The following is a 23,629-nucleotide window of genomic DNA, read 5'->3' as shown; positions in this document are numbered from 1 at the left end:
TGCCCCGTCTCTTCACTGTTTTAATGTGTTTTACAATCGAGTCTGTGCCTGAATGAGAGGAGTTCCAGCGCTCCGGTCTCCCTTAATGATGTGGTAAAGCCTATATGCAAGAATTACGGCAAATGTTAGTTGGGTTATTAGGATAAGAACGCCTGTTGCGCCAACGGGGAGGGTAATAGCTGCGGCAACAAACGTAATGAGCGAAAGAACCACGCCTGCTGCAACAGCGACCCCTTCTGCAATGCGCGCAATTTTTGTTGCTAAACCGGATTTTGTAGGACTAGAGGAAGTCTTAGAAGCTGTCTCTGTTCGGCCTGAATTCACATCTTGCAAAGTAAAGATATTATTCCCTTTGCCCCCCCAGCAACCATACTCATGAGCTTTAACCATAAAGCCTCCTTAACTGAAAAGGCAAATATTTTACTTGATTTTTTACCGAATATCAAGACTCTTCACCCCATGGCTTTCTAGAAACAGAAAACTTTTTTTTAAATTTAAGATTTCTTATTCAAAAACCAACAAATTCTTTACGAGAGCAACCCCTATGCATTTTGACCGGACGAAGATCAATGTGGAATCTATGAAGCAAGCTATTCTTGAAAGGATGTATTGTGGAGTAGTCCAAACCCCTCAATCCGCATCAACCAGGGATATTTTTACAGCTGTCGCTAAAACTGTATTGGAGTGGATGGCTAAAGGATGGCTAAAGACACAAAGTAGCTATTATGAGAATGATGTAAAGCGTGTTTACTATATCTCCCTGGAATTTTTGTTAGGAAGGAGCTTGAAAAGTAATTTATTGAACTTGGGACTCTTAGATTTAGTGACAGAGGCTTTGTCGGATCTTGGTTATGATTTCAACCAGCTTGTTGAAATGGAACATGATGCAGGTCTTGGAAATGGGGGGTTAGGTCGATTAGCAGCATGTTTTCTTGATTCTATGGCAACTCTCGGCATTCCTGCCTATGGGTATGGTCTTCGTTATGATTATGGAATTTTTGATCAGCAAATAGAGAATGGATACCAAGTTGAGTCGCCTGATGAGTGGTTACGCTACGGCAACCCTTGGGAGATATGTAGGGGAGAATATTTGTATCCTATACATTTTTATGGAAAAGTAAAGCACAGCACGGATTCAAGGGGTAGGGATGTCGCCGAGCTAGTGGACTCCCAAGAAATTTTAGCCATGGCCTATGATGTTCCTGTACCGGGATTCAATAACGATACAGTGAACTCCTTGCGTTTATGGCAGGCTCAATCTCGCCATGGCTTTGAATTTAGCTATTTTAATCATGGAAATTATATTCGAGCCATTGAAGATATTGCATTAGCAAGTAATATTACCCGAGTGCTTTATCCTAATGATTCTATTTCTGAAGGGCAGGAGTTACGTCTTAAACAGGAATATTTTCTTGTATCTGCTACGTTACAAGATATTCTTCGTCGTTACACAAAGACACATCTTTCTTTAGATAGGTTACCGGAAAAAGTCGCTGTCCAATTGAATGATACGCATCCTGCTCTAGGTATTGCAGAAATGATGCGTCTTTTAGTGGATCGCGAGGAATTGGATTGGGATGTTGCTTGGGACGCAACAACAAAAATATTTAACTATACGAACCATACGATTCTTCCAGAAGCGTTAGAGAGATGGTCTTTAGACTTATTTTCTAAGGTGCTCCCGCGCCATTTAGAGATTATTTACGAGATTAATGCTCGTTGGCTAGCAAAAGTTTCTCAAAAATATCCAGGAGATAATGATAAGCGTCGGGCTCTCTCCATTATAGAGGAGGGAAGTTCTAAGTTTGTGAACATGGCAAATCTAGCTATTGTTGGGACGCATAAGGTAAACGGGGTCTCAACTTTTCATTCTCAGCTTATAAAAACTACATTATTTAAAGAATTTGTCGAGTTTTTCCCTGATAAATTCATTAATGTGACTAACGGGATTACACCTAGACGTTGGTTAGCTCTTTCCAACCAGCGATTAAGTTCTTTTTTAAATCGTACAATAGGAACGGATTATTTAACGAATCTTACCAATTTACAAAAAGTAATTCCTTTAGCTGAAGATAGTGGATTTAGGGAAGAGTGGCGTAAAATTAAAATACAAAACAAGGAGGAACTCGCATCTCGCATTCATAGAGAGCTGGGAATCTCTGTGAATCCACAGTCTATTTTTGATTGCCATATTAAGCGTATACATGAGTACAAACGACAGCTCATGAACATACTTAGGGTTTTATATTTTTATAATGAAATTCGCAACGGCGGCTCCGCAGAGAAGGTTCCAACAACGGTCATTTTTGGTGGCAAAGCGGCTCCAGGCTATGCCATGGCGAAGTTAATCATCAAATTGATAAATAATGTTGCTCATATCATTAACAATGATCCTAAAGTAAATGATTTGCTTAAGGTGGTCTTTTGGCCTAATTATAGGGTGTCTTTAGCAGAAGCGATAATTCCTGCAGCAGATCTATCCGAGCAAATTTCAACAGCCGGAATGGAGGCTTCAGGAACAGGCAATATGAAATTTGCTTTAAATGGGGCCTTAACGATTGGTACTATGGATGGTGCTAATATTGAGATGGCCGAACATATTGGGAAGGAACATATGTTCATTTTTGGTCTTTTAGAAGAAGAAATTGCAAATCTCCGAAACGAGTACTATCCCCAAGGAATTTGCTCTGCTAATCCCAAAATTCAGGAGGTTCTTGATATGGTATTACAGGCAAGACTTCCTCAAGAAGACAAGGATCTCTTTAAACCTATTGTGAATAGGCTTTTGAATGAAAGAGATCCTTTCTTTGTGCTTGCAGATTTAGAATCTTATATTGATGCGCAAAACCGTGTTGCAAGCGTTTTTCAACAACCTGAGGAGTGGACGAAAAAGTCTATCTACAACGTCGGGGGAATAGGCTTCTTCTCTAGTGATAGATCCATTGCTGACTACGCTTATAACATATGGAATGTCTCTAAGCTTCCTTCTTAGAAAGTAGGGGGGAAAGGAGTTTCTCCCCGTTAATTAAGAAGTAGAACAGAAGGGGCTTCAAGAAGTTTCTGTAGCCGTTTCATAAACATAGCCGCAGGGTACCCATCAATCACTCGATGATCTACAGACAGCGTGAGCATACATGTAGATCCTACAGCCAGCTCGCCATTTAAAACGATGGGCTGCTCTTCAACGCTTCCTACAGCTAAAATAGCTGCCTGAGGAGGATTGAGGATGGCTGTGAAATCGGAAATTCCTGTCATGCCAAGGTTAGAGATACAGAAAGATCCTCCTTTATATTCTTCCTCTTTAAGAGCGGATTGTTTGGCTCGTGCTGCTAAGGCTTTAATCTCTGCGGAAATCATACCAACATTTTTTCTATCTGCGCACCGGATGATGGGGGTAATGACTCCATCAGGAATTGCTACAGCAATGGAGATATCAATAGTAGAAAAGCGGATAATTGTATTGTCTACGCTATTGAATCCAGAGTTGATTTCTGGAAATTCTTTTAAAGCCAAGGCACAAGCTCGCACGATACAGTCGTTTATAGATAGCTTTATATTTTGGGCTTGAAGTTCTTTCAGTAATGCGAGTAGAGGAGAAGCATAAATCCGTTGTCGCACATAGAAATGTGGAATAAAGGTCTTAGCGGCTTGTAACCGTTTAGATATGGCTTCTCTAATAGGAGACAAGGGTTCTTCTACATAGGTGCCTGGATTCACTTCGGGAGCTTCTGGATATCCAAATCCTGCGATTCTTAAAGGAGGAGCCTTCTCTAAATCTTTTTTTACAATCCGTCCCCCTGGGCCGCTACCAGCTACCCCGGAGAGATCTAAGTTTTGTTCCTTAGCTAATTTTTTTGCTAAGGGGGAAGCCGACACTGGATCCCCAGGGTTTTTGATGGTTAGCGGGGTAGTTAGAGGTGGTTCTGGACGAAATCCCACAATGGCCATGGAAGGCCCAGCATAATGAGAATTATCCTGCTGAGAAGACGTATTCGGTACAATTTGTGTAGGCTCATCCGTGCTGACAGCCTCTTGCGATGGTAGAAGCTGTTTCAAATCGTACGTAACATTTTTCTCTGTTGAAAACACAGCAATAGGCGCCCCGACAGGAATCTTAGTTCCTTCTTTTACAAGAATTTCTAACAACCATCCATCTTCCGAGGCTGTGTGTTCTAACACGGCTTTATCAGTAGAAATTTCTAACAAAACATCTCCAAAATGGATTTCATCTCCAGCTTTTTTGAGCCACTTGACAAGGGTCCCTGTTTCCATTGTAGGAGAAAGCTTAGGCATTTTTAACAAAGAAACCACAACGTTACCTCATAAATTTTTCAATGGCATCCAGGATGCGGTTAATATTAGGAAGGGTCGCCATCTCTAGGGATTTATTGTATGGCATAGGAGTTTCTTTTTGACAAATTCTTAGAGGGGGGTGGTCTAAATAGTCAAAAATGTGTTCTGTAACAGTTGCTATAATTTCCGAAGCTATTCCACAAAAATAATGCCCCTCTTCTACAACGAGACAATTTCCTGTTTTTTTTACGGAAGAAAGGATCGCAGCAACATCTAAAGGCTTAATCGTTCGTAAATCTAAGATTTCAATAGAGATTTCCCAGCGTTGTTTGGCCATTTTAGCTGCCTGCTCCACAACAGTCACCATACGACTATGGGAAATAATGGTTAGATCTTGGCCTTCTTGAACGATTCTAGCTTTCCCAATAGGAGTAAGATATTCTTCCGAAGGGACTTCTCCTTTAAGGTTATAATCTAATTCGTTTTCTAAAAATAGAACGGGGTTATTATCGCGAATCGCAGATTTAAGAAGCCCTTTGGCATCTGCAGGGGTTGATGGAGCTATGACAATTAATCCTGGAATATTGGAATAAAGAGCTTCTACACAATGAGAATGTTGACAAGAGACTTGAGCAGCAGCCCCATTGGCTCCTCTAAAAACAATAGGAACAGAAAATTTTCCTCCGGTCATGTAGTGCATTTTTGCTGCATGAGAAATGATCTGATCCGCAGCGACTAAAGAAAAGTTCCAGCTCATAAATTCAATAATAGGGCGTAGCCCGGTTAATGCTGCACCAATTCCAATTCCGGAAAATGCGGCTTCGCTGATGGGGGTGTCAATCACCCGATTCGGGCCCCATTTATCTAAAAGATTTTTAGTAACTTTATAGGCACCATTGTATTCAGCGACCTCTTCTCCCAAGATGCATACATTAGGATCTCTGGTCATTTCCTCATCAATAGCTTGTCGTATGGCTTCTCGAATTTCGAGTGTAACAAATTTAGGCATAGACCCCCTCTTCTAAAGTTGCAACGGCTGGTTCTGGATCAAGACGAGCTTGGGAGAACGCTTCTGAGACTGCTGTTTTGCTTATTTGTCGTAGATCTTTAAAATCCTCCTCAGATAAGACGTTAATGCGGATCAACCATTCTTTTGCAAAAAGAATAGGATCTCGTTTAAGTAAACACTGCATTTCCTCTTTAGAGCGATACAAATTCGGATCAGAAATAGAATGGCCTCTAAAGCGGGAACATAAAGCTTCTACAACGATAGGAGCTCCCGTTTTTTGCATATGTTGATATGCTTTCTCGAATCCAATAAGCGAATTGAATAGATCGAAACCGTTGAGGGTAACAGAAGATATTGCGTAAGAAGGAGCTTGGGACTCCGCTATGGGTTGTTTAGCAATTGCTCTATGCAAAGCAGTTCCCATGCCCCAACCATTATTCTCTATAACAAGCATTAGGGGAAGGGAGTGAAGAGAGGCAAAATTCAATGTTTCATGAAACACTCCCTGAGCAACAGCTCCATCTCCAATAAAACATAAAGAGATAGAGGATAATTTTTGATATTTCATAGAGAAAGCGGCTCCCGCAGCTAAAGGAATTTGTCCGCCAACGATACCAAATCCTCCTGGAAGACGTTCGCCACACATGTGCATGGATCCTCCTCGTCCTAAGGCGCACCCCGTTTCTTTTCCTAATAGCTCTGCTGCCAGTTGATGTAGGGGAACATCTAGTAAAAGGGCAACTCCATGACAGCGATACGAAGAGAAAAACCAATGATCTTTCCCTGTACAGGCAATGGCTGCTGTAGCAACAGCTTCCTGACCTATATAGGAGTGGTAAAATCCCCCAACAAGGCCTTCCAAATACGCTGCTTCTCCTTGAATCTCAAATTCACGAATAAGCAGCATTTTTTTTAAAAGGTTAATGCAGAAATCTGTTCCGAAGTGTTCAATAACACGGGAAACTTGGTCTTCTGTAGTTTCCTCAGAAGCTATGTTGAGAGTCAGGAGCTGCATAGATTCTCTTGGATAAAGGGTTCCTAAAAAATATAGAGCTACTTTCAAAAACTTGTCTTGTTAGAAATTCGTTCAAGCACAATTTCTTGAAAGCCTTTCTTGTTATGCAAAGCCAGCGTGAAAAAGAAACCAGAAAGCTTTTGGCCTTCGCAAATATATTATATGTTGCCGGGCGCAAAGCCTATGCTACACAAAATAATTTTTCAGCACTACCTAGAAAAATGGATGAAGTACAGACCTTTTTTTTAACTTTAAAAATTTATTTTCTTTGCTCAGACCCTATTTTAAGAGGGTTTTGAGCGGTTTTCGGCTGTTGTATTTTATCAGAAAAACAATTACAATTTTCGCTCAAAATTTTGTTTGTTAGGAGCCGTAGTGAATTCTTTTAATGCCTTCTTCGGTATGTTATCTCCGGCAATTCCTAATGTGGGAGGCTCCTCTGAAGTCGTTGGAGAAAATAAACAATCTTTAGAAGAAAGAAGGCACGATAAAGAATCTAAGCTAGAAAAAAAACTTTTAGCTATCCGAAAAAGGTCCAAATGTTTTTGCCCTAGCTCCCCAAATGTTTCTCTGCAAACTAAATCACTAAAGAATGCTGGGAAGTTTCCTTGTTCCGAAGAAGAGTTGCAAGATATCCGAGATTTGTTCTCGTCTTTGGAATCGTTCAGACAACAGTTAGCCCAGTTATTTTTTTATACGCCTCCTTTAAATCTAGGGTGGGAGGATTTTTTAAAATTTTTCCAAGCTTTTGAGAAAAGGGAATTAGGCGGAATTTTATTTTCTGCGGGACCCTTCGAGTCTTTTGATAAATATTTGTATCAAGTGAATAGGGTTAGAGCTGTTCCCATGTTGGTTGCTACAACGGTCTCTTATGCTCTACAGGCATATTATTCTTATGCACATCGGGCCCCTTTTCAAGAAAAGGAGGATTTCTTTCGACTTGGAGAAGCCGTTGGGGAGTTTCTGAAACAAAGAAAGGTTTCTATTACTTTGATCTACAAAGAAATTTTAGATCTAGATGATAAAAAGTATTCTGAGCTATGTCGAGGACTTCAGCAATCACAGATTGTTCAGGGAGAAGTGTTTCATTCTTTGGTTCAGGAGAGAGAAGGGCTGAATCCAATTTCTGTGAACTACGACCTGATGGGGACTATTGCAGCGCTATCCGCAAATATAGATAGATCGTGTTTGCGGTTTTCAGGAAGTCATATTTTTCATGATGATGAAGCTGCTATTGAAACTTTGCACAAAGGTGGGGATGTTTTTACTTTTTCTTCTTTAGCTGAATTCCAGTTTAGCGAGAAGCGTTTACTGCATTTAGTCGATACAGGAAGAGTTTGCCCAGAAATTATCCGCAAGAAACTGATTAAAGTTTTGTTGTTAAAAAAAAGGAGCTCTTTATGAGCCCTTTGTTGTGAATAAAGAAAGCCAACTTCAAACGATCCAGCCAAATCAGTGCTGTTCGGACAAAGCCTCTAGCTTCTGAACCAACTTCTCCAGTGCTGCAACGCGTTCTTCAAGGCGAGGAAGATTGCGTACTTTGGCTACTTGGCGATGAATCTCTTGGTATGGACGAGCAGGAGCCCCTCCGTAGATTCCTGGGGAGGTGATAGATTTTGTAACACCTGTTTGTGCCATCATGATCACGTGATCTGTAATACAAATATGTCCAGTTATGCCGGCTTGTCCGCCAATAATTACATGATTGCCGATTTTTGTTGATCCCGCAATTCCTGCTTGCGCTACAACCATGCTGTGTTGACCAACCTCTACCTGGTGTGCAATTTGTACAAGGTTATCAATTTTAGAGCCTTCACGTATGATGCTGTGTTTAAATCTTCCTCTGTCAATAGTTGTATTAGCTCCGATCTCTACATCATCTTCAATAATTACTTTCCCCAAGTGTTTCAAATGTTTATGTTGTCCAAAAGCACTTGTGACATAGCCAAATCCACAAGAACCTATAATGGCTCCAGGTTGAATGATGACTCGCTTGCCGATAGAAACTCTTTCCCTAATCACAACTCGAGGATAAATATAAGAATGCTCTCCAACAGATGAATGAGCCCCGATAACGCTTCCCGTTCCAATATGACAAGCTGCTCCAATATGCGCATGTTGGCAAATTACAGCATAAGGCTCGATACAAACATGTTCTTCAATAACCGCTGTAGGGTGGATAACCGCCGTGGGATGAATACCCGGAAATCCCGAATCTACTGGAGTAATGAACAATTCCAAGCACTTCTGAAAAGCTAAAGAGGGGGACTCTGACACTACCAAGAAATTTTTGTTCAGCTCTCGATATTTTTGGAATTGTGTTCGAGAAAGAATAATGGCGCCAGCTTCCGAAGACTTCAAATGCTTAGCATATTTTTCATTGTCTAAGAAAGTAATGTGTGCCGCTTTTGCTTCCCCAATCTCTTCAACTCCGGAAATAAGAGTGGCTCCATTTCCGTGAAGCTCGACGTTTAAAAAATCAGCTAACTGTTTAAGAGAGTAAATGGGTTGGGACATACGGCACTCCTCGGCTAGCTTCGTATGTTAATTATTTTGAAAAGAATCATCAAGAATTTTAATGATATCGTCCGTTTTGTCTGCAGAGGCATCAATGGCTAATACAACATCTTCGTTAAGAAGCACCGAAAGGCCTTCCTGAACGCGAACAATTTCAGAAGCTTTTTTCACTTCGTCCATGATTTTTTGCATGCGTTTGAGATTGCTTTGATTTAGTATTTGGTAATACTGTCCCTGAGCGGTATTGTATTCGGCTGATAGCTCTTCGAATTTTTTTCTCAGCTCTGTTGCTGCAGATTCGGACAAACCTTCCATGTAGTCGTCGTCTTGAAGTTTCGAGTAAATAGAAGAGAGTTCTTCTTCCATCTTTCCCATGCTGTTTGAGAATTGTTTTTTCATTTTTTCAAATTCAGCAGCTTCTTTTTTGCCCAGAGCAGATTCTTCTAGACAGCGACGTAGGTTAACAATCCCGATCGTACTAGTAGAACTTGCTGCAAATGCGGGTGAAGAAACCAAAGACAGTGAGATAAACAATAAGAGCTTTTTCATAATTCTTTCCTATAAAAACATAAGCAGATAGGTGAAAGAAGAAGGGGGAGAGAGCTCCTTCTCCTTTCGGATTCTAGAATACTCCTCCCAAAGCAAAAAAGAATCTTTGAGATACATCAATTTTCTCATTATTAAACATTTCTGTTGGGCGGAAAGGCCAGCCCCAACCCAGCATAATGGGTACATTATTCATCATATCGAAACGCAAACCAAATCCAGCGCTACTACAAAGATCTTTAAGTCGAATCGTGTACTCTTCAGTTCCGATAAAGCCCGAATCAAGGAAAACGAATGCATTGATGCATGGCTGAGAAATCAAAGGATATTGAAACTCTTCTGTTAGCAATAAAGAAGATAAGCCTCCTTGAGGTTCTGTTGGAGAAAATTTAGGTCCAATAATAAACGGTTTGTATCCGCGAACAGTAGATTCTCCTCCTAAAAAGAAGCGTTCACTAACAGGGATTCCTTGTGCAGTTGTGGAGCCAAAAGGCTTAATAAATTTAGCTTCTCCTCGAATTTTTAAAACACCTTTTTGGGTGAGCAAACGATAGATAGAACTACTAGCTGTTAGTTTTGTGAACTGGTAGGTTCCTCCCAATCCAGATAATTCGAAGTTTAATGAACCTCGAACCCCCATAGTAGGCTTTCTAGGGTTATCAATGGAATCGTAAAGAACGTTAAGTCCCGCCGCAGAAACAAACCCTTTGTTGCTGTCTAGATCTGGTCCTGGTCTAGTGGAAGCTTGTGTTTTTTTGCGTAAGCTTAGACTAGTCTGACTACCACGATAATACAATCCATACTTCAATTTATCATTGAGGATGTATGTCGTACTGACGTTTCCTCCGTAAGTGTCAACAGAATAATCCTTAGATAAAGCCTTATTAATAGATTTATCTAATTCTACGCCGAGGATCCATGGAGTGTTCAAGAAGTGAGGTTTTGTCCATTTGACGGTATAATCAGTAGTCTTGTCTCCTAAATTGGCTTTTAAGAAAAGATATTCTCCACCTCCTCGCAAGGACTTAAATCCTTTTTTGAAAAAGTGTCGAGCGCCAAATAAATCAAAGTTGCTTTCTGCAATCTCTGCCCCCCCGAACAAATGGTCTATGGAACTAAATCCTAAAAATAGTCCGAGATTACCAGTTTCCGTTTCTTTCACCTCAATAAAAACATCTCTATAGAGATCATTTGAGTCCAACGGATCTAGTTGAGAGCGTACGGTATAAACGCTTACGCTTTTGAAATAGCCTGTATTACGTAAACGAGTTTCTGTATCCTCTAATTTTAATCTGTCAAAAGTATCGCCAGGGAAAAGACTTGTCTCGTGCAAGATCACATCATGTTTGGTGTGTGTGTTCCCTTTGATTTTGATGAGACCAACTTTATATGGAGCTCCCTCACTTACTTTATAGGTAACGTCATAAACGGGAAGGGTTGGATGAGCGCAAAAGGATACGTCCACATTTGTATTCACATACCCATATCTAGCGTAGGTGCTACGGATTTTTTGTGCCCCAGTCCAAATTTTTTCTGGACAGTACAAGGAATTAGGACCCACCAATAATTGTTTATCTAGTAGTCGTCTGGATAAAGAAGAAAATCCTTCCAAGTGTACGTGACCCAAAGTATACAATGGTCCTTTTTCCACATTGATAAGCAGCGTAAGATTTCCTTTAGCATCAGCGGAAACTTCTTTTGTTACCTTAGCGTCGGCATAGCCTTTATTTTGAAAATAGTTAGCTATAGCAAATAAATCCTGTTCCACCATGTCTGGATGGTATACTCCTGCCCCGGTAAACCAGCTGGTTGTGGTGGAGTATTGTTTAGTTAATACGAGATCTCCCAGTTCGGATGCCTCTGTTCGAGTAATGCCTGAAATGGTTAGTTTCTTTATGCGTCCGTAGGGGCCCTCTTTGATTTGAATAGAAATATCAATATAGCCTTCCTTCTCATTATGATCGTGAGAATAAGATATTTGAGAATCATAATATCCGCGTCTTAAATAAAGCGTTCGTAGAGCATCAAAATTTTTAAAAAATTGCTCGCGATCAAATAAATCGTTTTTATAAAGCTCTAGAGTCTTTAAAACTTTATGAGTAGGAATGGCTTCATTCCCGGAAACATGGATTTGTCTGACAACAGGTTTTGCTGTTAGAACTAAGGAGATAACTGCTTGTCCATTGCGAAACTCTACAATGGGCTCTACACGGTCGAAATCTTTCGAAAGCGTTCTTAAATCTTCATCAAAATCCGCCTGAGAGAATAGCATGCCCTGCTTCGTTTTTATTTTGGGAATAGCGCGCTTGTTCTGAACGTTTTCTCCTTGAGTTGTAATGGTAACAGATTGTACCACGATACATCGTTCTGGAGACGCTCCGAAAGCCTTTTGTAAAAAGGGGAGCAACAGTAAAACAGCGAGTTGCAGAATTATTTTTTTTCGTATTCCAAGCATTCTTACTTCCTTTATCTAGAAAAGTCTTCGCAAGGGATGAAGCTTTGTCCTGCTCTCTTGAGCAGATGTCTTTTTCTTTTCAAAAAAGAGAAAGACATCCTTCTTCGACCGGAAGCTATCCTCACAATTGCCTCTATGTACGTTGAGGAGAGCTCCCTAAGACCTATCCAATTACAATAGAGAATCGAGGATAATTTGACTAGCCCTACAAATACAGCAAAAAAAGAAAACGATTGAACTATCAAGCCCAGAAAAAGGGTGGGGGAAAAAGCAGCCCCTCTAGCAGGTTCGGGGGAGAACTCAGAGGGGTGCTGGTCGCTGGCAAAAAACTAGCTAAACCGCCTCAAATATACTTTAAAAGGTGTTTTTTGAAAAGCGTTTCGGTTTGTGAGATGGCTAAAAACCGTTTCTTCCAGCAAAAGCTCTGGCTAGGGTGTTGGTGTCTACAAAATCAAAGGATAACCCAACTGGCATTCCAAGGGCCAATCTCGAAATTTTTATGGGAAGGTGGGAGAATTCTTGTTTCAAAAACAAGGCAGTAGCATCTCCTTCTAAGGTTGCGTCAAGGGCTATGATAATTTCTTGGGGAGAGAAGTCTTCTATACGTTGTTTGAGAATAGCGAGCTTTTCTAGAGACAAATGTTTCCCGGTAATGGGAGAAAGAAGGTTTCCTAAAACAAAGTAGTGACCTTTAAAAATTTTGGATCTTTCAAAAGAAAATACATCTTTTGGTGTTGCAACGATGCACAAAGATGAAGAGTCTCTAGATTCGCTACAAAAATCACAAGGGGTTGTTTTATTAGCTTTTAGGCAAAAACAGTCCGGACATGTTGCGTGCGAAGTAGAAAATTCTTGTATGGCCAAGCCCATGGCCTCAACTTGAGCAGGGTCCCAATCCAGTAATTCAAAAGCAATCTTTTCAGCTGATTTAAATCCAATTCCAGGAAGTTTTTTTAAAAATGAAATGAGTTTTGCAATGTAGTCTGGATATTTCAACATGTCTTTAAGCCAATTGAGATCTGTACATCTAGATAATCGATTATGGGGATAGATGCAAAATAAAGGTTAGAGTATAAACGCCCCTAGCAGTATACTCGATTTTTTCTTTTTGTTTGCAGGTGCATGTGAAAAAAGATGTGAGAGCGTCGATCTGGGGAACTGGTTCGTATTTGCCTAAAAAAATTTTGACGAACGCGGATCTAGAAAAAATGGTTGAAACTTCCGATGAGTGGATTTCAACTAGAACGGGGATTAAGGAGCGTAGAATAGCTTCTTCCGAAGAATTTTCTTCTTTTATGGGGGCCAAGGCTGCAGAAAAGGCTATAGAGGCTGCTCAAATTTCTAAAGATCAGATAGATTGTATTGTATTTTCTACTGCGGCTCCCGATTATATTTTCCCATCCAGTGCTGCATTGGCTCAAGCTTATTTGGGACTTAAAGATGTCCCCGCTTTTGATTGCCTGGCTGCATGTACAGGCTTTCTTTATGGGTTGTCTGTAGCTAAAGCCTATGTGGAATCCGGAATGTATCGGTGCGTCCTCGTGATAGCGGCTGACAAGCTATCTTCCTTTGTTAATTATGAGGATCGCAATACTTGCGTGTTGTTTGGAGATGGCGGCTCGGCTTGCATTGTAGGCCCGTCTAGACCAGGATCTTTAGAAATAGCCAAAGTAAATTTAGGGGCGGATGGAAAACAAGGGGATCTTCTTCGGTTGCCTGCAGGAGGAAGTCGTTGTCCAGCATCTCAAGATACCATACAAAAACAACAACACTTCATTACCATGGAGGGTAAGGAGGTGTTTAAACACGCTGTGCGACGGATGGAGTTTGCGGCAAAAACTTGTATTACGGAAGCTGGGCTACAGGAGAAAGATATAGATTGGTTAGTTCCTCATCAGGCGAACGAACGTATCATTGATGCGATTGCAAAACGTTTTGCTGTTAAAGATTCTCGAGTTTTCAAGACTCTTGCTAAGTATGGAAATACTGCAGCTTCTTCTGTAGGCATTGCCTTAGATGAACTATTACGTACCCATGATATTGGTGTGGAAGAGCGATTATTGTTAGTCGCTTTTGGAGGAGGATTGTCATGGGGAGCTGTAATTTTACAGCAGGTGTAGCAGAGGAGATCAAGTTATGAAACGTATTGGATTGCTATTCCCGGGGCAGGGGAGCCAATTCGTGGGTATGGGCAAGGATCTTTGTCAACAATATCCGGAAGTAAGGAGCTTATTTGTTCAAGCAGATGAGTTCCTTGGCTTTTCTTTATCTTCTATTATGTTTGAAGGCCCAGAAGACGTCTTGTTGAAGACAGTGAACAGCCAGCTAGCTATCTATCTTCATAGTTTAGCTGTATTAGAGGTTTTGTCTAAGCGGTGTTCTTTTGACCCAGTTTTGGTGTCTGGTTTAAGTTTGGGAGAGTACACCGCTTTAACGGCGTCCAAGCGGGTGAGTTTGGAAGATGGTCTTCGTGTTGTGCAAAAACGAGCGGAACTCATGAATGCTGCTTGCGAACAATCGCTAGGAGCAATGGCTGCGGTTTTGGGATTAACCGCAGATGTTGTGCAAACAGCTTTGGAATCTTTGGGTGAAGGGATTTGGGTAGCTAATTACAATGCTCCTAAGCAAATCGTGATTGCTGGAATCAAGGGGAAGATAGAGGAGGCTGCTACGATTTTGCGGGGGTTGGGGGCTAAAAAAGTAGTTATGCTAAAAGTTTCGGGAGCTTTTCATACTCCGCTTATGCAAGCTGCTCAAGATGAACTGACTCCTTATCTTTATCAGTTGGCAATCAAGGAGTCGAATATTGCTTTTGCTTCCAACGTAATAGGAGAGTTGGTCCAGGAGAGTACAAAGATTCGTTCTTTAATGGTTAAACAAATGACTTCTCCAACACTGTGGTATCAAACCTGTTTTCAAATTGATCCCAAGGTAGATTTGTTGCTTGAACTTGGACCAGGGAATGTTCTGACAGGGCTTTGTAGATCTATAGGGCTTGTTTCTCCCTGCAAACATTTAGGATCTGTAGAAGATATAGAAAATTTTTGTCGGAGTTGTGATGAGTAGTTTATTGATGAACAAGACAGCAATTGTGACAGGCGGTTCTAGAGGGATTGGTTTTGCCATAGCAAAACTATTTGCGGAGCAAGGGGCCGATGTTCAAATCTGGGGGATTAATGGGGATGCTGGTCAAGCAGCTGCTCGAGAGCTTTCTGAGAAAGCAGGAAGAAAGGTGTCTTTTGCTTTAGTGGATGTGAGCAAAAATGAGATGGTTTCTGCTCAGATTCAGCAGTTTTTAACAGAATATGGGACTATCGATATTGTTGTTAACAATGCGGGTATTACTCGAGATGCTCTTTTGATGAGAATGTCCGAGGAAGAGTGGTCTGCGGTGCTCGATACGAACTTGGGATCTATATACAATGTTTGTTCTGCAGTTATAAGGCCTATGATTAAAGCTAGGTCTGGAGCTATTGTTAATATTAGTTCTATTGTAGGGCTAAGAGGAAGTCCGGGGCAGACAAATTATGCCGCTGCTAAAGCAGGAATTATTGGATTTAGCAAAGCCTTGTCTAAGGAAGTTGGAAGCAAAAATATCCGGGTTAATTGTATTGCTCCTGGATTCATCGATACAGACATGACTAAGGGATTAAGTGATAATTTGAAAAATGAATGGCTAAAGGGCGTCCCTTTAGGGCGCGCTGGCTCTCCAGAAGAAATCGCCAAGGCTGCTTTATTTTTAGCTTCTGAGCAATCTTCTTATATTACAGGACAGGTTTTAAGCGTTGATGGGGGGATGGCTTAAGGAGTTGGGAAAGGTTATCTTGAAAAATTAAGTTTTTTCGTGTTAACTTCTTCTTTATCTTCGCGAGCGGTTTGTGCTTCTCGCTCTAAGTCCTTCTAAATTTTTTATTTAGTGGGAGTTTCGTTGGCTGTATATACAGTCAGAACCGGTAGCTAGGCAAGGTTGCCCAGCTTATTAGGAACCCTTACGCATAGAATGTGCGAAAGAGTAGACTTGTGGGAGTTAGTTAATCAAGCTTTATTTAAAGCTAGATTTTTTTGCTGTAAACTCTGCGAGAAAACCAGTGGTTGCTTTGAGCAGCCACAAGTCGGCCGTCTACTTGAGATGGAAGGCGCTTCATTTTGAAATGAAAGTAAGGATCATAGGATGAGTTTAGAAGATGATGTAAAGGCAATTGTAGTTGAGCAGCTTGGAGTAAGCCCTGAGGACGTCAAAGAAACTTCCTCTTTCATAGAGGATCTTAATGCTGACAGTTTGGACTTGACCGAGTTGATTATGACTTTAGAAGAGAAATTTGCTTTTGAAATTTCTGAAAATGAGGCCGAACAACTTCGTACGGTTGGCGATGTAATCAAGTACATCCAAGAGCGTCAAAACTAAACTCTTTGCAAAGAAGAGTCTTGCGTCCACAGCTTCGATAAGAGGAGCTGTGGTTTTTTTTTAATTCCGAAAAATTATTTGTTTTGAGTAAAGCTCTAACAACGCTAGCGCGACGGAAGGGCATTCTTCAACGATGCTTAAGAACTGTCCTTTGTTCAATACGAGCGTTTTTACAAGAGTAATAGCTTCTGCAGAATATTCTCTAGGCTTGCTATTGAAAAAGCTTTCTTCTCCAAAGCAATCAAGAGGTTTGAGACGTGTATTAATAGCTGGTTCTTTGGCAAAGATTCTTACACATCCTTCAGCTATGACGTATAAGCTAAAGCTTGGTTGCCCTTCTGAAAAAATTTCGGAGCTTGCCTTAAAGAGCATGTCTTCGGACTTATCTGCTATCGAAAGTAGCACATCCATATCCAAAGAAGCGAATAGAAACGTTTTTTTCAGGAGAAAAGCTTTGTCTATAAGGTTCAAGGAAGTCCCTCCTAAAGGATTAAATTTGCGGACTCGTTATACATTCTCGGGATAGTATAGAGGTTTTTTGTTTCTTCGCAAAGTTTTGTAAAGCAGCAGAAAACTCTGCATCACAAATAGAAAGCTCTTCTTTTAATTGCAAAGCTGTAAGCTTGCTGAAATGGAAAGGAGTTTTTTCGATCCAGTTAAGAAGTTCTTCAATGGCTAAAGGTTCGACACCTCTTTTTAGATAATATTTTTCTTCAAAAACTGGTACATCACGGTATACAAAAGGCGTGATGAGAGTAAAAAGATGGCTTTCGCTATCTTTTTCCAAAGATTCTAGAGCTTGGGCTCGAGCCTTTAAATTCTTTCCTGTTAAGGATCTGATTAAAACGTCTGCATAGTCTGTGGAACCAACGATAGCTAAAAAAGCTAGCATGAAATTTACTTCAGCGTGGTAATTAGCCTCCAAGGTTTCGATAAGTAGATGGAGATCGTAGCGAGGATAACGCTTCTGTATAAAATTTTTATGATAATCATAAAATAGAGCTTTGCTAGCTTTAGCTTTTAAAATTTTTAAAGCGAGTCGTTTTAGCTGTCGATGATCGATCTGGCTTAGTGCTTTTGCCGCCATAATACGGCAGCTATTGTGTAAGGAGGAATCAGAGATAATATCGACTAAAATAGGAACACATTCCTTAGGAAGAGAAGCTAAAATAGTTTCTGCGTGCTTGCGCAAAACATTTTTGAGTTGAACTGCGGTGGTGATGAATTCCTGAATCAAAGAAGGTTGTAAGAGAGGGGCCAAGGTCTTGAGTAAGGCCATAGAGGCTTGTATATCCTTAGTTTTTTTCAGGGTATGCAAGATAGTTGGGCCGTATTGGTTATATTGCTTGTCTGCGCAGCTTTCTAAAGCTAAACACGCCTGTAGGAAAACTTGCTCATTGGGATGTGTTAAAAATGGAAGGATAATAGGAAAATTCGAAGGTCTGCGTTCCAGAGCTAAGACAGAAAGCCCTTTGACTATTAACTCGGGATCTTCAGATTGTAGAATTTCAGAAAGGCGGTTTTGAGCAAGAGTCTGATATTCTCCACAGGGTTTGTATTTTCTTACGCTAAGAATAGCGGCGAACAATCTGTCCCCAGATTGATCGTAAAGATCATCGGCAACGTCAGAAACATTGAGTAAGTCATGTTCCACAAAATAGAAGTGAAGAGCTGCGGCAATGGAAGGATGTTGGGGAAGGCTGCTCCATCGTTTTAAAAGCTCCAGAGTAAGAAAATCTTTGGCCCAAACACTGTTTTTCAACATATTTAACGTTTTGAGCTTCCCTGACAATCCTAGTTTGTTCATATGAAGAAGTAAATTAGGCAGGACCGCACGATTTTTGAGATTTAACAGGTGTTGGAACGCAAACATCTGATGGCGTTCTTGAGGGCTTTTTAAATGGGTTAATAGGAAGAGTTCTGCTTGACGTTTTTCTGTGTCACTCATCTCAGAGAATCTCTCGGATATAGAGCGTTTAAGGTGCACGGCTTCTAAAGAAAGATTTCTCAGGATTGCTTTGGAATAGCTAGTCCGTAATAGCATTGCTAGAAGGATGCATACTGCGGAGATGATAATACAAAGAGCGTACTGATGAGGGATGAACAGGCAGAGAAGAGCGCAGATAAACATGCCTGCGGGTTCAACAAAAGATTCGATAGCAATACGCACTTGGTTTCTGATTTTATTAGGAATTCCATAGATCAACAGTTGTAAATTGTTGTCGTCCAAAGCGTAAGCTAGGCCCTCTCTAGCAATCATTCCCATAGTTGCTATAAGGACAGAAGTTTTAATAGACCAGCAGAAGAATAGGCTAAAGAAACAAATCGGAGCAAAGAGAATAATATTATTGATTCCAAACTTTGTAATTACTCGGCTATAGGCGAATAGCGCAAAGAACATATTCCCCAAAGAAATCCAGGAAGAATATTTGGTAAAATTCTCTGTTAACTCAAAATTATTCGCATTCCCAAATTGAGTATCAAAAATTTTTAAGTAATTGTATTCGGTGAATACAACAAGCAATTGCATGAGAAAGTAAAAACTAACCAGATAAAAGGTATATTTATCTTTTAAGCATAGTTTCAGGGTTTGTTTCGTAGATGGAGGATACCCAGTATCAAGGAATAGGTCGTGGTCTTCAGAGAGTTCTTTTAGCGAGGAAGAAATGTAGTGTACCAAAGGAAAGGTAAGAGTTATGACGGCAATAAAGGCGGCTAAAATAAGCTCTGCTCCCAGATACTGAATCTGGTTGACAATACGAGCGCCTAAAAAGTCCCCGAAAAACGTAATTGCATTGAAAATGCAGAAATGGCGTTTAGCATCTTGGATATTAAAAAATTGATCTACAAAACCCCAAAAATTAGCATAGCACAGAATAGTTAGGCCCCAAATTAGGATTCTGTAAATAAAAATTGGAGAGCCAGAAACGCTCCTATGTATGGCAAGATGCCAAAAAAGGTAAAAATTACAAACCAATACACAAGATATAAACGAAAGAAAAAGGGCCTTTGGCGAAGCTCTTTTTCGGGAAAGATTATAAAGAATTAGACAAGAAATAAAGCAGAGGAAAAAAGATGCGCCTAAATAAGCAAAAGGTAGCTTTTCTGCTCCGATTTCCTCTAAAAACAAGCTTTCTCCCAGAGCCAAAGAACCGTAGCACGCAACGCTCCAAATAAGCCCTAACAAGAGAAACAATAAGGCTCGCTTCTCTTCCCCACGACGCAAACTGAGCAAAAAACGTAGAGCTCGCAATGATCAGCTTCCTTTATAGAAAAAGGAACATGCTAATAGATTTAATTATTAATTTCAAGTGCGTTAAAAATTAACTCTAATTCTAAACATTGCTTTATACAAGGTTTCGCTTGAAGTTTTTCAATCATTTTTTGTTAAAAATATGCTGGCAATAGAAACGCAGCAAATTAGTGTAGTGATAGAGGCGCTAACGATAGCCCAGATAGCATTAGTTGATCCGGCCAAGATAACAAGAATGAAGGGCAGAACCCCGCTAAGCCCTAGAGAAGCAAAAATGATAACGGCTACGGCAAGAATTGTTGCTGCAACTAAACAGGCTGCCAAAAACAGGGGCCCCAATCCCAAAGCCCCTTGTGTTTGGGTCGTTTGGGCTAATTTTTTTTTAAGAGAAGAGACCTCTGTTTGCAGAGTAAAAAGATTGTTCTGCATAGAAGCTAGTTGCTGAGGATAGACAGGAACAGTGAAAAAAGGGTCAGTAGGACTCCAAACGGAAAATTGAGGGGAGGATGCGGATGGCAATAACGGAGAAGAGGAGCCTTTTTTCTTTTGAGGGGCAGGAGAGGGCGGGCAAGGAGCCGTGGATTTACTTGATGTATCGGATACGGAGTATGTCATAGCACTACAACCCTTTTTATTCCCAGATAGCAAGATCTTTTACTTTTCTAAAATTCAGTTGTTAAGTCTTATTGCTGGGGAGAAAATTTGGTGGAAATGATAAATGTCTGAGGTTTAGTAAGAAGCTCGATGTTGCGAAGGCAAAGAAGTAGCAGCGTTGTGGCTATACAGGTGAACACGGGAAGGGATACGCTGGCTCCAATAGTTACTGTGTTAAGTGCGGCTAGGAGAAAGGGGAATCCCCCGCAAATCGTAACGATAGAAAGAACGATCGCAGCGATTGCTGTAAGCGCAAAGAATGTCAGAACCGCGATAACTATTTTCTTGCTAGTTGGAATATTGTTGGTTTTAACAGAAATTTGACTAACACTTTCTGGTGTTGTTGGATTGCATACCGGATGAAGCATGTTTCCCTCTGTAAGAATCTCAATAAGGGGCTTTCAATGACTCAGAAAGCCCCGGTTGGCTGGTGAGTATACCATGCAAAAGACTTACGATCAACTCGCTTAAGAGTTAGTTATTCAAGTAAAATCTTGTGTATAATTTGCGATTAAGAAGAAATAGAACTCCTCCTCCTAATCCCCACTGCATCAGCAAGCTCGAAATATTATAAGAGCGAAAGGGGTTCCACCAGTATTCTTGAGGAAGTAAGGCGCCTTCATAGAAATACCAGGCGAGTAAAAAAATTCCTTCTAAAGGTAGTAAAAATTTCACTAGAATGTCGAAGTAAGCTTTCAATTTGTAATCACCGGGCACGGTATTGATCACTTCTTTTCTCAATGATGGGATACCGTAGCTCACGGCCGCATAAATAAAAATCATGCCATTGAGAATGAGCGCGATTCCCCAAACAGTGTCTTGGTTGTCAAAGAATTGCAGATTCAAAGCGGAAGGGACCCCAATCAGGAAAGCTGTAACGGTTGCAAAAGATTCTGCAAGGTGTTTTTTGATGCCGAATTCTGTTAGTGTTTGTGATAACAGAAACAGCATGGAGATCATTGAAGATAAGGCTGCCATAGAAAATGCTAGGAAAAAGATAGCACTGAAAAAAGAGGAAAGAAGGCTGGCATGAGGTAGTCGAGTGAATAGCTCTGGGAGATAAATGAATGCCATGCCTATATTGGATGCTCCGACTCCCTCTCTCAACCCCAACAGTTCTATTGAATCTAAAGATGCGCAAGCGGAAAAAACAATTACGGCCATAAGAAAGGAAATAAGGTTATTGGTAATGGCGGTAATGGCTCCGTTGGTGACCAAGCTTGTTTGTTTTGAAGCGAATCCTGCATATACGAGCAGAAGCCCCCAACCAGCTCCAGTGTCCCAAGCGTTTTGGGTCAAAGCTTCTATCCACACTTTATAGTCGGATAAAGACTCTTTGTTGAAAACAAAGAGAAGACGAATGCCTTCCCAGGCGTTAGGTAGGGAAACTGCTCTTGCTAACAGAGCAAGAGAACAAAGGAAAAAGAGGGGAATCAAGATCTTGTTACAAGTCTCTATTCCGTTAACAACTCCTTTTCGAATGACGCAATAAGCCAAGAATAGGGCTAAACAATGGCAACTCAGAGGCATCCAGCTTTGGCAATGATTCGCCCAAAGTTCGGGAAAGTTGTTGCCGGGAAGGATTTTTCCAGATAAAGCATAAAAAAAGTAACTAAATCCCCACCCCACAATATTAGAATAGTAGCCGAGTATGCAGGTTGCTACGAGGACTACAAATCCTCCTAGCCAGGCAGCTTTTGGGCCTGCAGTTCGAATCAGAGCTCCTATAGGAGCTTTCCTAGTAAGCTTTCCTATAGAAAGCTCAACAATAATTAGCGGGATAGACCAGATTAAAAGAAATAATAACCATAAAAGAATGAAGCCTCCGCCCCCATTTTGGGCTACCATTCTGGGGAATCGCCAAATGTTCCCGGCTCCGATAGCAACTCCCATCATAGACAAAATAAACCCTAGTCTCGATGAGAATACGGTGTTTTTTTTATTCATAAATTGTTCTCTTTTTTTTGGGGTAATCGTAAAAAAGCCCGACTCGTCTGATCACGTAAGTCGAGTCGCTCCCGTAGAAAAAGACTTGATGCTAGGACAGAAAGACCTTTGATAGAGGCCCCTCCAAAACATTCTCGTCTCCAATTTAATAAGCTCGAGGGTTTGGGGTCTACAGAAGCTTTTTATTTCAGAGTTTTATTTGTTTGGGCGCGGGCAGGACGGGAGCTCTGTGTCGAAGCCAGAAAATTTTTTATTTATCAGGGAGACAACACAGCAGTCAGACCAAACATTGATCAGGGTTTCTAACATGTCCAGTAAAGCATACGCAGGAAGAATGAGGCCTAAAAGACCTAAAGGTATATTCATAGAAGAGAGTAAAGACGATGTTAGAAAATAGCATCCCATAGGAACCCCTGCGTTCCCAACAGCAGCTAGAGTCGCTATAAAGACCCAACTAATCAGCGACAAAGGAGAGAATGTGATTCCATTAGAGACTCCGATAAAAAGTACTGTTGTCAGAATAAATGCAGCGCAAGCGTTCATATTAATTACGGAGCATAAAGGAAACACAAATCTAGAAATTGTAGGGTGGATATGCAAATTTTCTTCTGCGACTTCCATTGTTAGGGGTAACGTTGCTGCAGAAGATTTGGAAAAAAACGCTGTAACCAGGGGGCGAGACATACGCTTAAACGTTTGTACAGGAGAGAGGCCCTTTGCTTTGAGAAAAAGGGGAAGGACAACTAGTCCTTGAAGGCAATTAGCTCCAACAACACAAAATAGATAGCCTCCGAAAGAAGAGAGCTCTAAACTTCCTGTACGCATCTCTCTCACGAAAAGAAGCGAAAAGGCAAAGGTTGCTAAAGGGAGCATTTTTAAGACGCCCTTAGCTATGTTAATAAGCAAGGAAAAAAGGGTGTTGAAGGCACTTCGAACGAACGAGCGCTCAGTTTCTGGGAGAGAAAGGGAGAAGATAGCTAGTAAGGAAGATAAAAACGCTGCCGCAATGACATTGCTTTCTAGGAAAGGCTCTAAAACATTTCCTGGTATTGTTTTTGAGAGGACCGCCAAGTATCCAGTTGCATTAGCTTCTGCGCTTATGCCAATCTCGGCAAATCGCACTGAGGGCTTGACAAGAACAAACAAAGCCAGTGCTATACAAGCAGAGATGACGGTTGTCAGCAGGGTATAGTACAAAGAAGCTCTGACAACAGCAATCATAGACCTGAGATTATTGATGGACGTGATCGTAGAGCCAATAGCACAAAATACGAGTGGTAGGCTCAAAAGTTTCAGAAGTTTCAAAAAAACAGCGGAAATGATCTCTGCGCCGAAGGAAATAAAAGGAAGATGGGGGTACCCAAGAAGAAGTCCGAGCAATATGCTTAAGCTCAGCAAAACGTTGCTTCTTTCAGAAAAAAACAAAAATTTCGTAGGTGAGCGCATACAACCTCAGTTTTTCTGAAATAAGCAATGTTTTAGGGATTAAATCTAAGAAAGAGAAGCTTTTTTTTCAAGAAAAGAGCTTTTATGAA

General features: G+C 40.8%; 20 protein-coding genes and 1 pseudogene. 7 read left to right on the top strand and 14 right to left on the bottom strand.

Translation table 11 applies throughout. From position 1 onward, the window contains the following. Positions 1-30 precede the first annotated feature (30 nt). Positions 31-390: a hypothetical protein gene (locus B6E89_RS01365; protein ID WP_080132951.1), complete on the bottom strand. Its 360-nt coding sequence runs from the start codon at positions 388-390 to the stop codon at positions 31-33. Between the two features lie 154 nt (positions 391-544). Here B6E89_RS01365 and B6E89_RS01360 point away from each other — a divergent pair, with 154 nt between their 5' ends. Further along, positions 545-2,992, top strand: a complete 2,448-nt coding sequence (locus B6E89_RS01360; RefSeq protein ID WP_080132948.1) for a glycogen/starch/alpha-glucan phosphorylase — start codon at positions 545-547, stop codon at positions 2,990-2,992. A 29-nt stretch (positions 2,993-3,021) separates the two neighbouring features. On the opposite strand, the gene B6E89_RS01355 is transcribed toward B6E89_RS01360, so the two are convergent. The 3 genes from B6E89_RS01355 to pdhA are packed head-to-tail and all read right to left on the bottom strand — an operon-like array spanning position 3,022 to position 6,317. Next, positions 3,022-4,311 carry a pyruvate dehydrogenase complex dihydrolipoamide acetyltransferase gene (locus B6E89_RS01355; protein WP_080125455.1) on the bottom strand — a complete coding sequence of 430 codons (1,290 nt, stop codon included), beginning with the start codon at positions 4,309-4,311 and terminating at the stop codon, positions 3,022-3,024. Between the two features lie 4 nt (positions 4,312-4,315). Continuing rightward, positions 4,316-5,302, bottom strand: coding sequence for an alpha-ketoacid dehydrogenase subunit beta (locus tag B6E89_RS01350; RefSeq protein ID WP_080132946.1), 987 nt, complete (start codon positions 5,300-5,302; stop codon positions 4,316-4,318). Continuing rightward, positions 5,295-6,317, bottom strand: a complete 1,023-nt coding sequence (gene pdhA, locus B6E89_RS01345; RefSeq protein ID WP_035405966.1) for a pyruvate dehydrogenase (acetyl-transferring) E1 component subunit alpha — start codon at positions 6,315-6,317, stop codon at positions 5,295-5,297. The genes B6E89_RS01350 and pdhA overlap by 8 nt, the downstream gene beginning before the upstream one ends. An 8-nt stretch (positions 6,318-6,325) precedes the next feature. On the opposite strand from pdhA, the gene B6E89_RS01340 reads away from it, so the two are divergent. Together B6E89_RS01340 and B6E89_RS01335 are read left to right on the top strand one after the other, a co-directional pair. After that, positions 6,326-6,616 carry a hypothetical protein gene (locus B6E89_RS01340; RefSeq protein WP_080132944.1) on the top strand — a complete coding sequence of 97 codons (291 nt, stop codon included), beginning with the start codon at positions 6,326-6,328 and terminating at the stop codon, positions 6,614-6,616. A gap of 18 nt (positions 6,617-6,634) precedes the next feature. Next, a pseudogene (locus B6E89_RS01335) lies at positions 6,635-7,803 on the top strand (hypothetical protein). On the opposite strand, the gene lpxD reads toward B6E89_RS01335, so the two are convergent. The 4 genes from lpxD to recR all read right to left on the bottom strand — a co-directional run bounded on the left by lpxD (position 7,770) and on the right by recR (position 12,834). Next, on the bottom strand, positions 7,770-8,834 hold the full coding sequence (lpxD, locus tag B6E89_RS01330) for a UDP-3-O-(3-hydroxymyristoyl)glucosamine N-acyltransferase (protein ID WP_080122974.1): 1,065 nt from the start codon (positions 8,832-8,834) through the stop codon (positions 7,770-7,772). The pseudogene B6E89_RS01335 and the gene lpxD overlap by 34 nt on opposite strands. A gap of 27 nt (positions 8,835-8,861) precedes the next feature. Further along, complete coding sequence (locus B6E89_RS01325) at positions 8,862-9,383, bottom strand: OmpH/Skp family outer membrane protein (protein ID WP_035405951.1); 522 nt, start codon at positions 9,381-9,383, stop codon at positions 8,862-8,864. Between the two features lie 73 nt (positions 9,384-9,456). Continuing rightward, positions 9,457-11,835 (bottom strand): outer membrane protein assembly factor BamA, encoded by a 2,379-nt coding sequence (bamA, locus tag B6E89_RS01320; protein ID WP_080132943.1) that lies wholly within the window; start codon positions 11,833-11,835, stop codon positions 9,457-9,459. A 396-nt stretch (positions 11,836-12,231) separates the two neighbouring features. Beyond that, the gene (recR, locus tag B6E89_RS01310; protein WP_035405935.1) at positions 12,232-12,834 is read right to left on the bottom strand and encodes a recombination mediator RecR; all 603 of its coding nucleotides are present in this window, start codon (positions 12,832-12,834) and stop codon (positions 12,232-12,234) included. Positions 12,835-12,971: 137 nt separating this feature from the next. Between recR and fabH the strand changes: the two genes are divergently transcribed. The 4 genes from fabH to acpP all read left to right on the top strand — a co-directional run bounded on the left by fabH (position 12,972) and on the right by acpP (position 16,240). Beyond that, the gene (fabH, locus tag B6E89_RS01305; RefSeq protein WP_080121290.1) at positions 12,972-13,955 is read left to right on the top strand and encodes a ketoacyl-ACP synthase III; all 984 of its coding nucleotides are present in this window, start codon (positions 12,972-12,974) and stop codon (positions 13,953-13,955) included. Positions 13,956-13,971: 16 nt separating this feature from the next. After that, the gene (fabD, locus tag B6E89_RS01300; protein WP_080122970.1) at positions 13,972-14,901 is read left to right on the top strand and encodes an ACP S-malonyltransferase; all 930 of its coding nucleotides are present in this window, start codon (positions 13,972-13,974) and stop codon (positions 14,899-14,901) included. Continuing rightward, a complete protein-coding gene (fabG, locus tag B6E89_RS01295) occupies positions 14,894-15,640 on the top strand; it encodes a 3-oxoacyl-ACP reductase FabG (RefSeq protein ID WP_080132048.1) in 747 nt (248 codons plus the stop codon). The genes fabD and fabG overlap by 8 nt, the downstream gene beginning before the upstream one ends. A 366-nt stretch (positions 15,641-16,006) precedes the next feature. Next, complete coding sequence (gene acpP, locus B6E89_RS01290) at positions 16,007-16,240, top strand: acyl carrier protein (protein WP_080121287.1); 234 nt, start codon at positions 16,007-16,009, stop codon at positions 16,238-16,240. A gap of 60 nt (positions 16,241-16,300) precedes the next feature. Here acpP and B6E89_RS01285 read toward each other — a convergent pair whose 3' ends face one another. The 6 genes from B6E89_RS01285 to B6E89_RS01260 all read right to left on the bottom strand — a co-directional run bounded on the left by B6E89_RS01285 (position 16,301) and on the right by B6E89_RS01260 (position 23,540). Beyond that, positions 16,301-16,711: a cyclic nucleotide-binding domain-containing protein gene (locus B6E89_RS01285; RefSeq protein ID WP_035405924.1), complete on the bottom strand. Its 411-nt coding sequence runs from the start codon at positions 16,709-16,711 to the stop codon at positions 16,301-16,303. 19 nt (positions 16,712-16,730) lie between these two features. Further along, complete coding sequence (locus tag B6E89_RS01280; RefSeq protein ID WP_080132942.1) at positions 16,731-19,493, bottom strand: hypothetical protein; 2,763 nt, start codon at positions 19,491-19,493, stop codon at positions 16,731-16,733. 120 nt (positions 19,494-19,613) lie between these two features. After that, positions 19,614-20,108, bottom strand: a complete 495-nt coding sequence (locus B6E89_RS01275; protein ID WP_035405917.1) for a membrane protein — start codon at positions 20,106-20,108, stop codon at positions 19,614-19,616. Between the two features lie 68 nt (positions 20,109-20,176). After that, positions 20,177-20,515 (bottom strand): inclusion membrane protein IncB, encoded by a 339-nt coding sequence (gene incB, locus B6E89_RS01270; RefSeq protein WP_080132941.1) that lies wholly within the window; start codon positions 20,513-20,515, stop codon positions 20,177-20,179. A gap of 106 nt (positions 20,516-20,621) precedes the next feature. After that, positions 20,622-22,094, bottom strand: a complete 1,473-nt coding sequence (locus B6E89_RS01265) for a sodium-dependent transporter (RefSeq protein WP_080132940.1) — start codon at positions 22,092-22,094, stop codon at positions 20,622-20,624. 195 nt (positions 22,095-22,289) lie between these two features. Beyond that, positions 22,290-23,540, bottom strand: coding sequence for a dicarboxylate/amino acid:cation symporter (locus B6E89_RS01260; RefSeq protein ID WP_080128959.1), 1,251 nt, complete (start codon positions 23,538-23,540; stop codon positions 22,290-22,292). Between the last annotated feature and the right edge of the window lie 89 nt (positions 23,541-23,629).

The sequence above is a fragment of the Chlamydia suis genome (genome assembly GCF_900169085.1).
Lineage (GTDB): Bacteria > Chlamydiota > Chlamydiia > Chlamydiales > Chlamydiaceae > Chlamydia > Chlamydia suis.
This window is presented reverse-complemented; position numbering and strand designations above follow the sequence as displayed.

Excerpts from the sequence above, each read along its gene's own strand:
- B6E89_RS01365 (WP_080132951.1), bottom strand. The coding sequence starts at position 390 with ATGGTTAAAGCTCATGAGTATGGTTGCTGGGGGGGCAAAGGGAATAAT.
- B6E89_RS01260 (WP_080128959.1), bottom strand. The coding sequence starts at position 23,540 with ATGCGCTCACCTACGAAATTTTTGTTTTTTTCTGAAAGAAGCAACGTT.
- B6E89_RS01360 (WP_080132948.1), top strand. The coding sequence starts at position 545 with ATGCATTTTGACCGGACGAAGATCAATGTGGAATCTATGAAGCAAGCT.
- B6E89_RS01275 (WP_035405917.1), bottom strand. The coding sequence starts at position 20,108 with ATGACATACTCCGTATCCGATACATCAAGTAAATCCACGGCTCCTTGC.
- B6E89_RS01325 (WP_035405951.1), bottom strand. The coding sequence starts at position 9,383 with ATGAAAAAGCTCTTATTGTTTATCTCACTGTCTTTGGTTTCTTCACCC.
- incB (WP_080132941.1), bottom strand. The coding sequence starts at position 20,515 with ATGCTTCATCCGGTATGCAATCCAACAACACCAGAAAGTGTTAGTCAA.
- lpxD (WP_080122974.1), bottom strand. The coding sequence starts at position 8,834 with ATGTCCCAACCCATTTACTCTCTTAAACAGTTAGCTGATTTTTTAAAC.
- bamA (WP_080132943.1), bottom strand. The coding sequence starts at position 11,835 with ATGCTTGGAATACGAAAAAAAATAATTCTGCAACTCGCTGTTTTACTG.
- fabD (WP_080122970.1), top strand. The coding sequence starts at position 13,972 with ATGAAACGTATTGGATTGCTATTCCCGGGGCAGGGGAGCCAATTCGTG.
- fabG (WP_080132048.1), top strand. The coding sequence starts at position 14,894 with ATGAGTAGTTTATTGATGAACAAGACAGCAATTGTGACAGGCGGTTCT.
- acpP (WP_080121287.1), top strand. The coding sequence starts at position 16,007 with ATGAGTTTAGAAGATGATGTAAAGGCAATTGTAGTTGAGCAGCTTGGA.
- recR (WP_035405935.1), bottom strand. The coding sequence starts at position 12,834 with ATGTTGAAATATCCAGACTACATTGCAAAACTCATTTCATTTTTAAAA.
- pdhA (WP_035405966.1), bottom strand. The coding sequence starts at position 6,317 with ATGCAGCTCCTGACTCTCAACATAGCTTCTGAGGAAACTACAGAAGAC.
- B6E89_RS01265 (WP_080132940.1), bottom strand. The coding sequence starts at position 22,094 with ATGAATAAAAAAAACACCGTATTCTCATCGAGACTAGGGTTTATTTTG.
- B6E89_RS01350 (WP_080132946.1), bottom strand. The coding sequence starts at position 5,302 with ATGCCTAAATTTGTTACACTCGAAATTCGAGAAGCCATACGACAAGCT.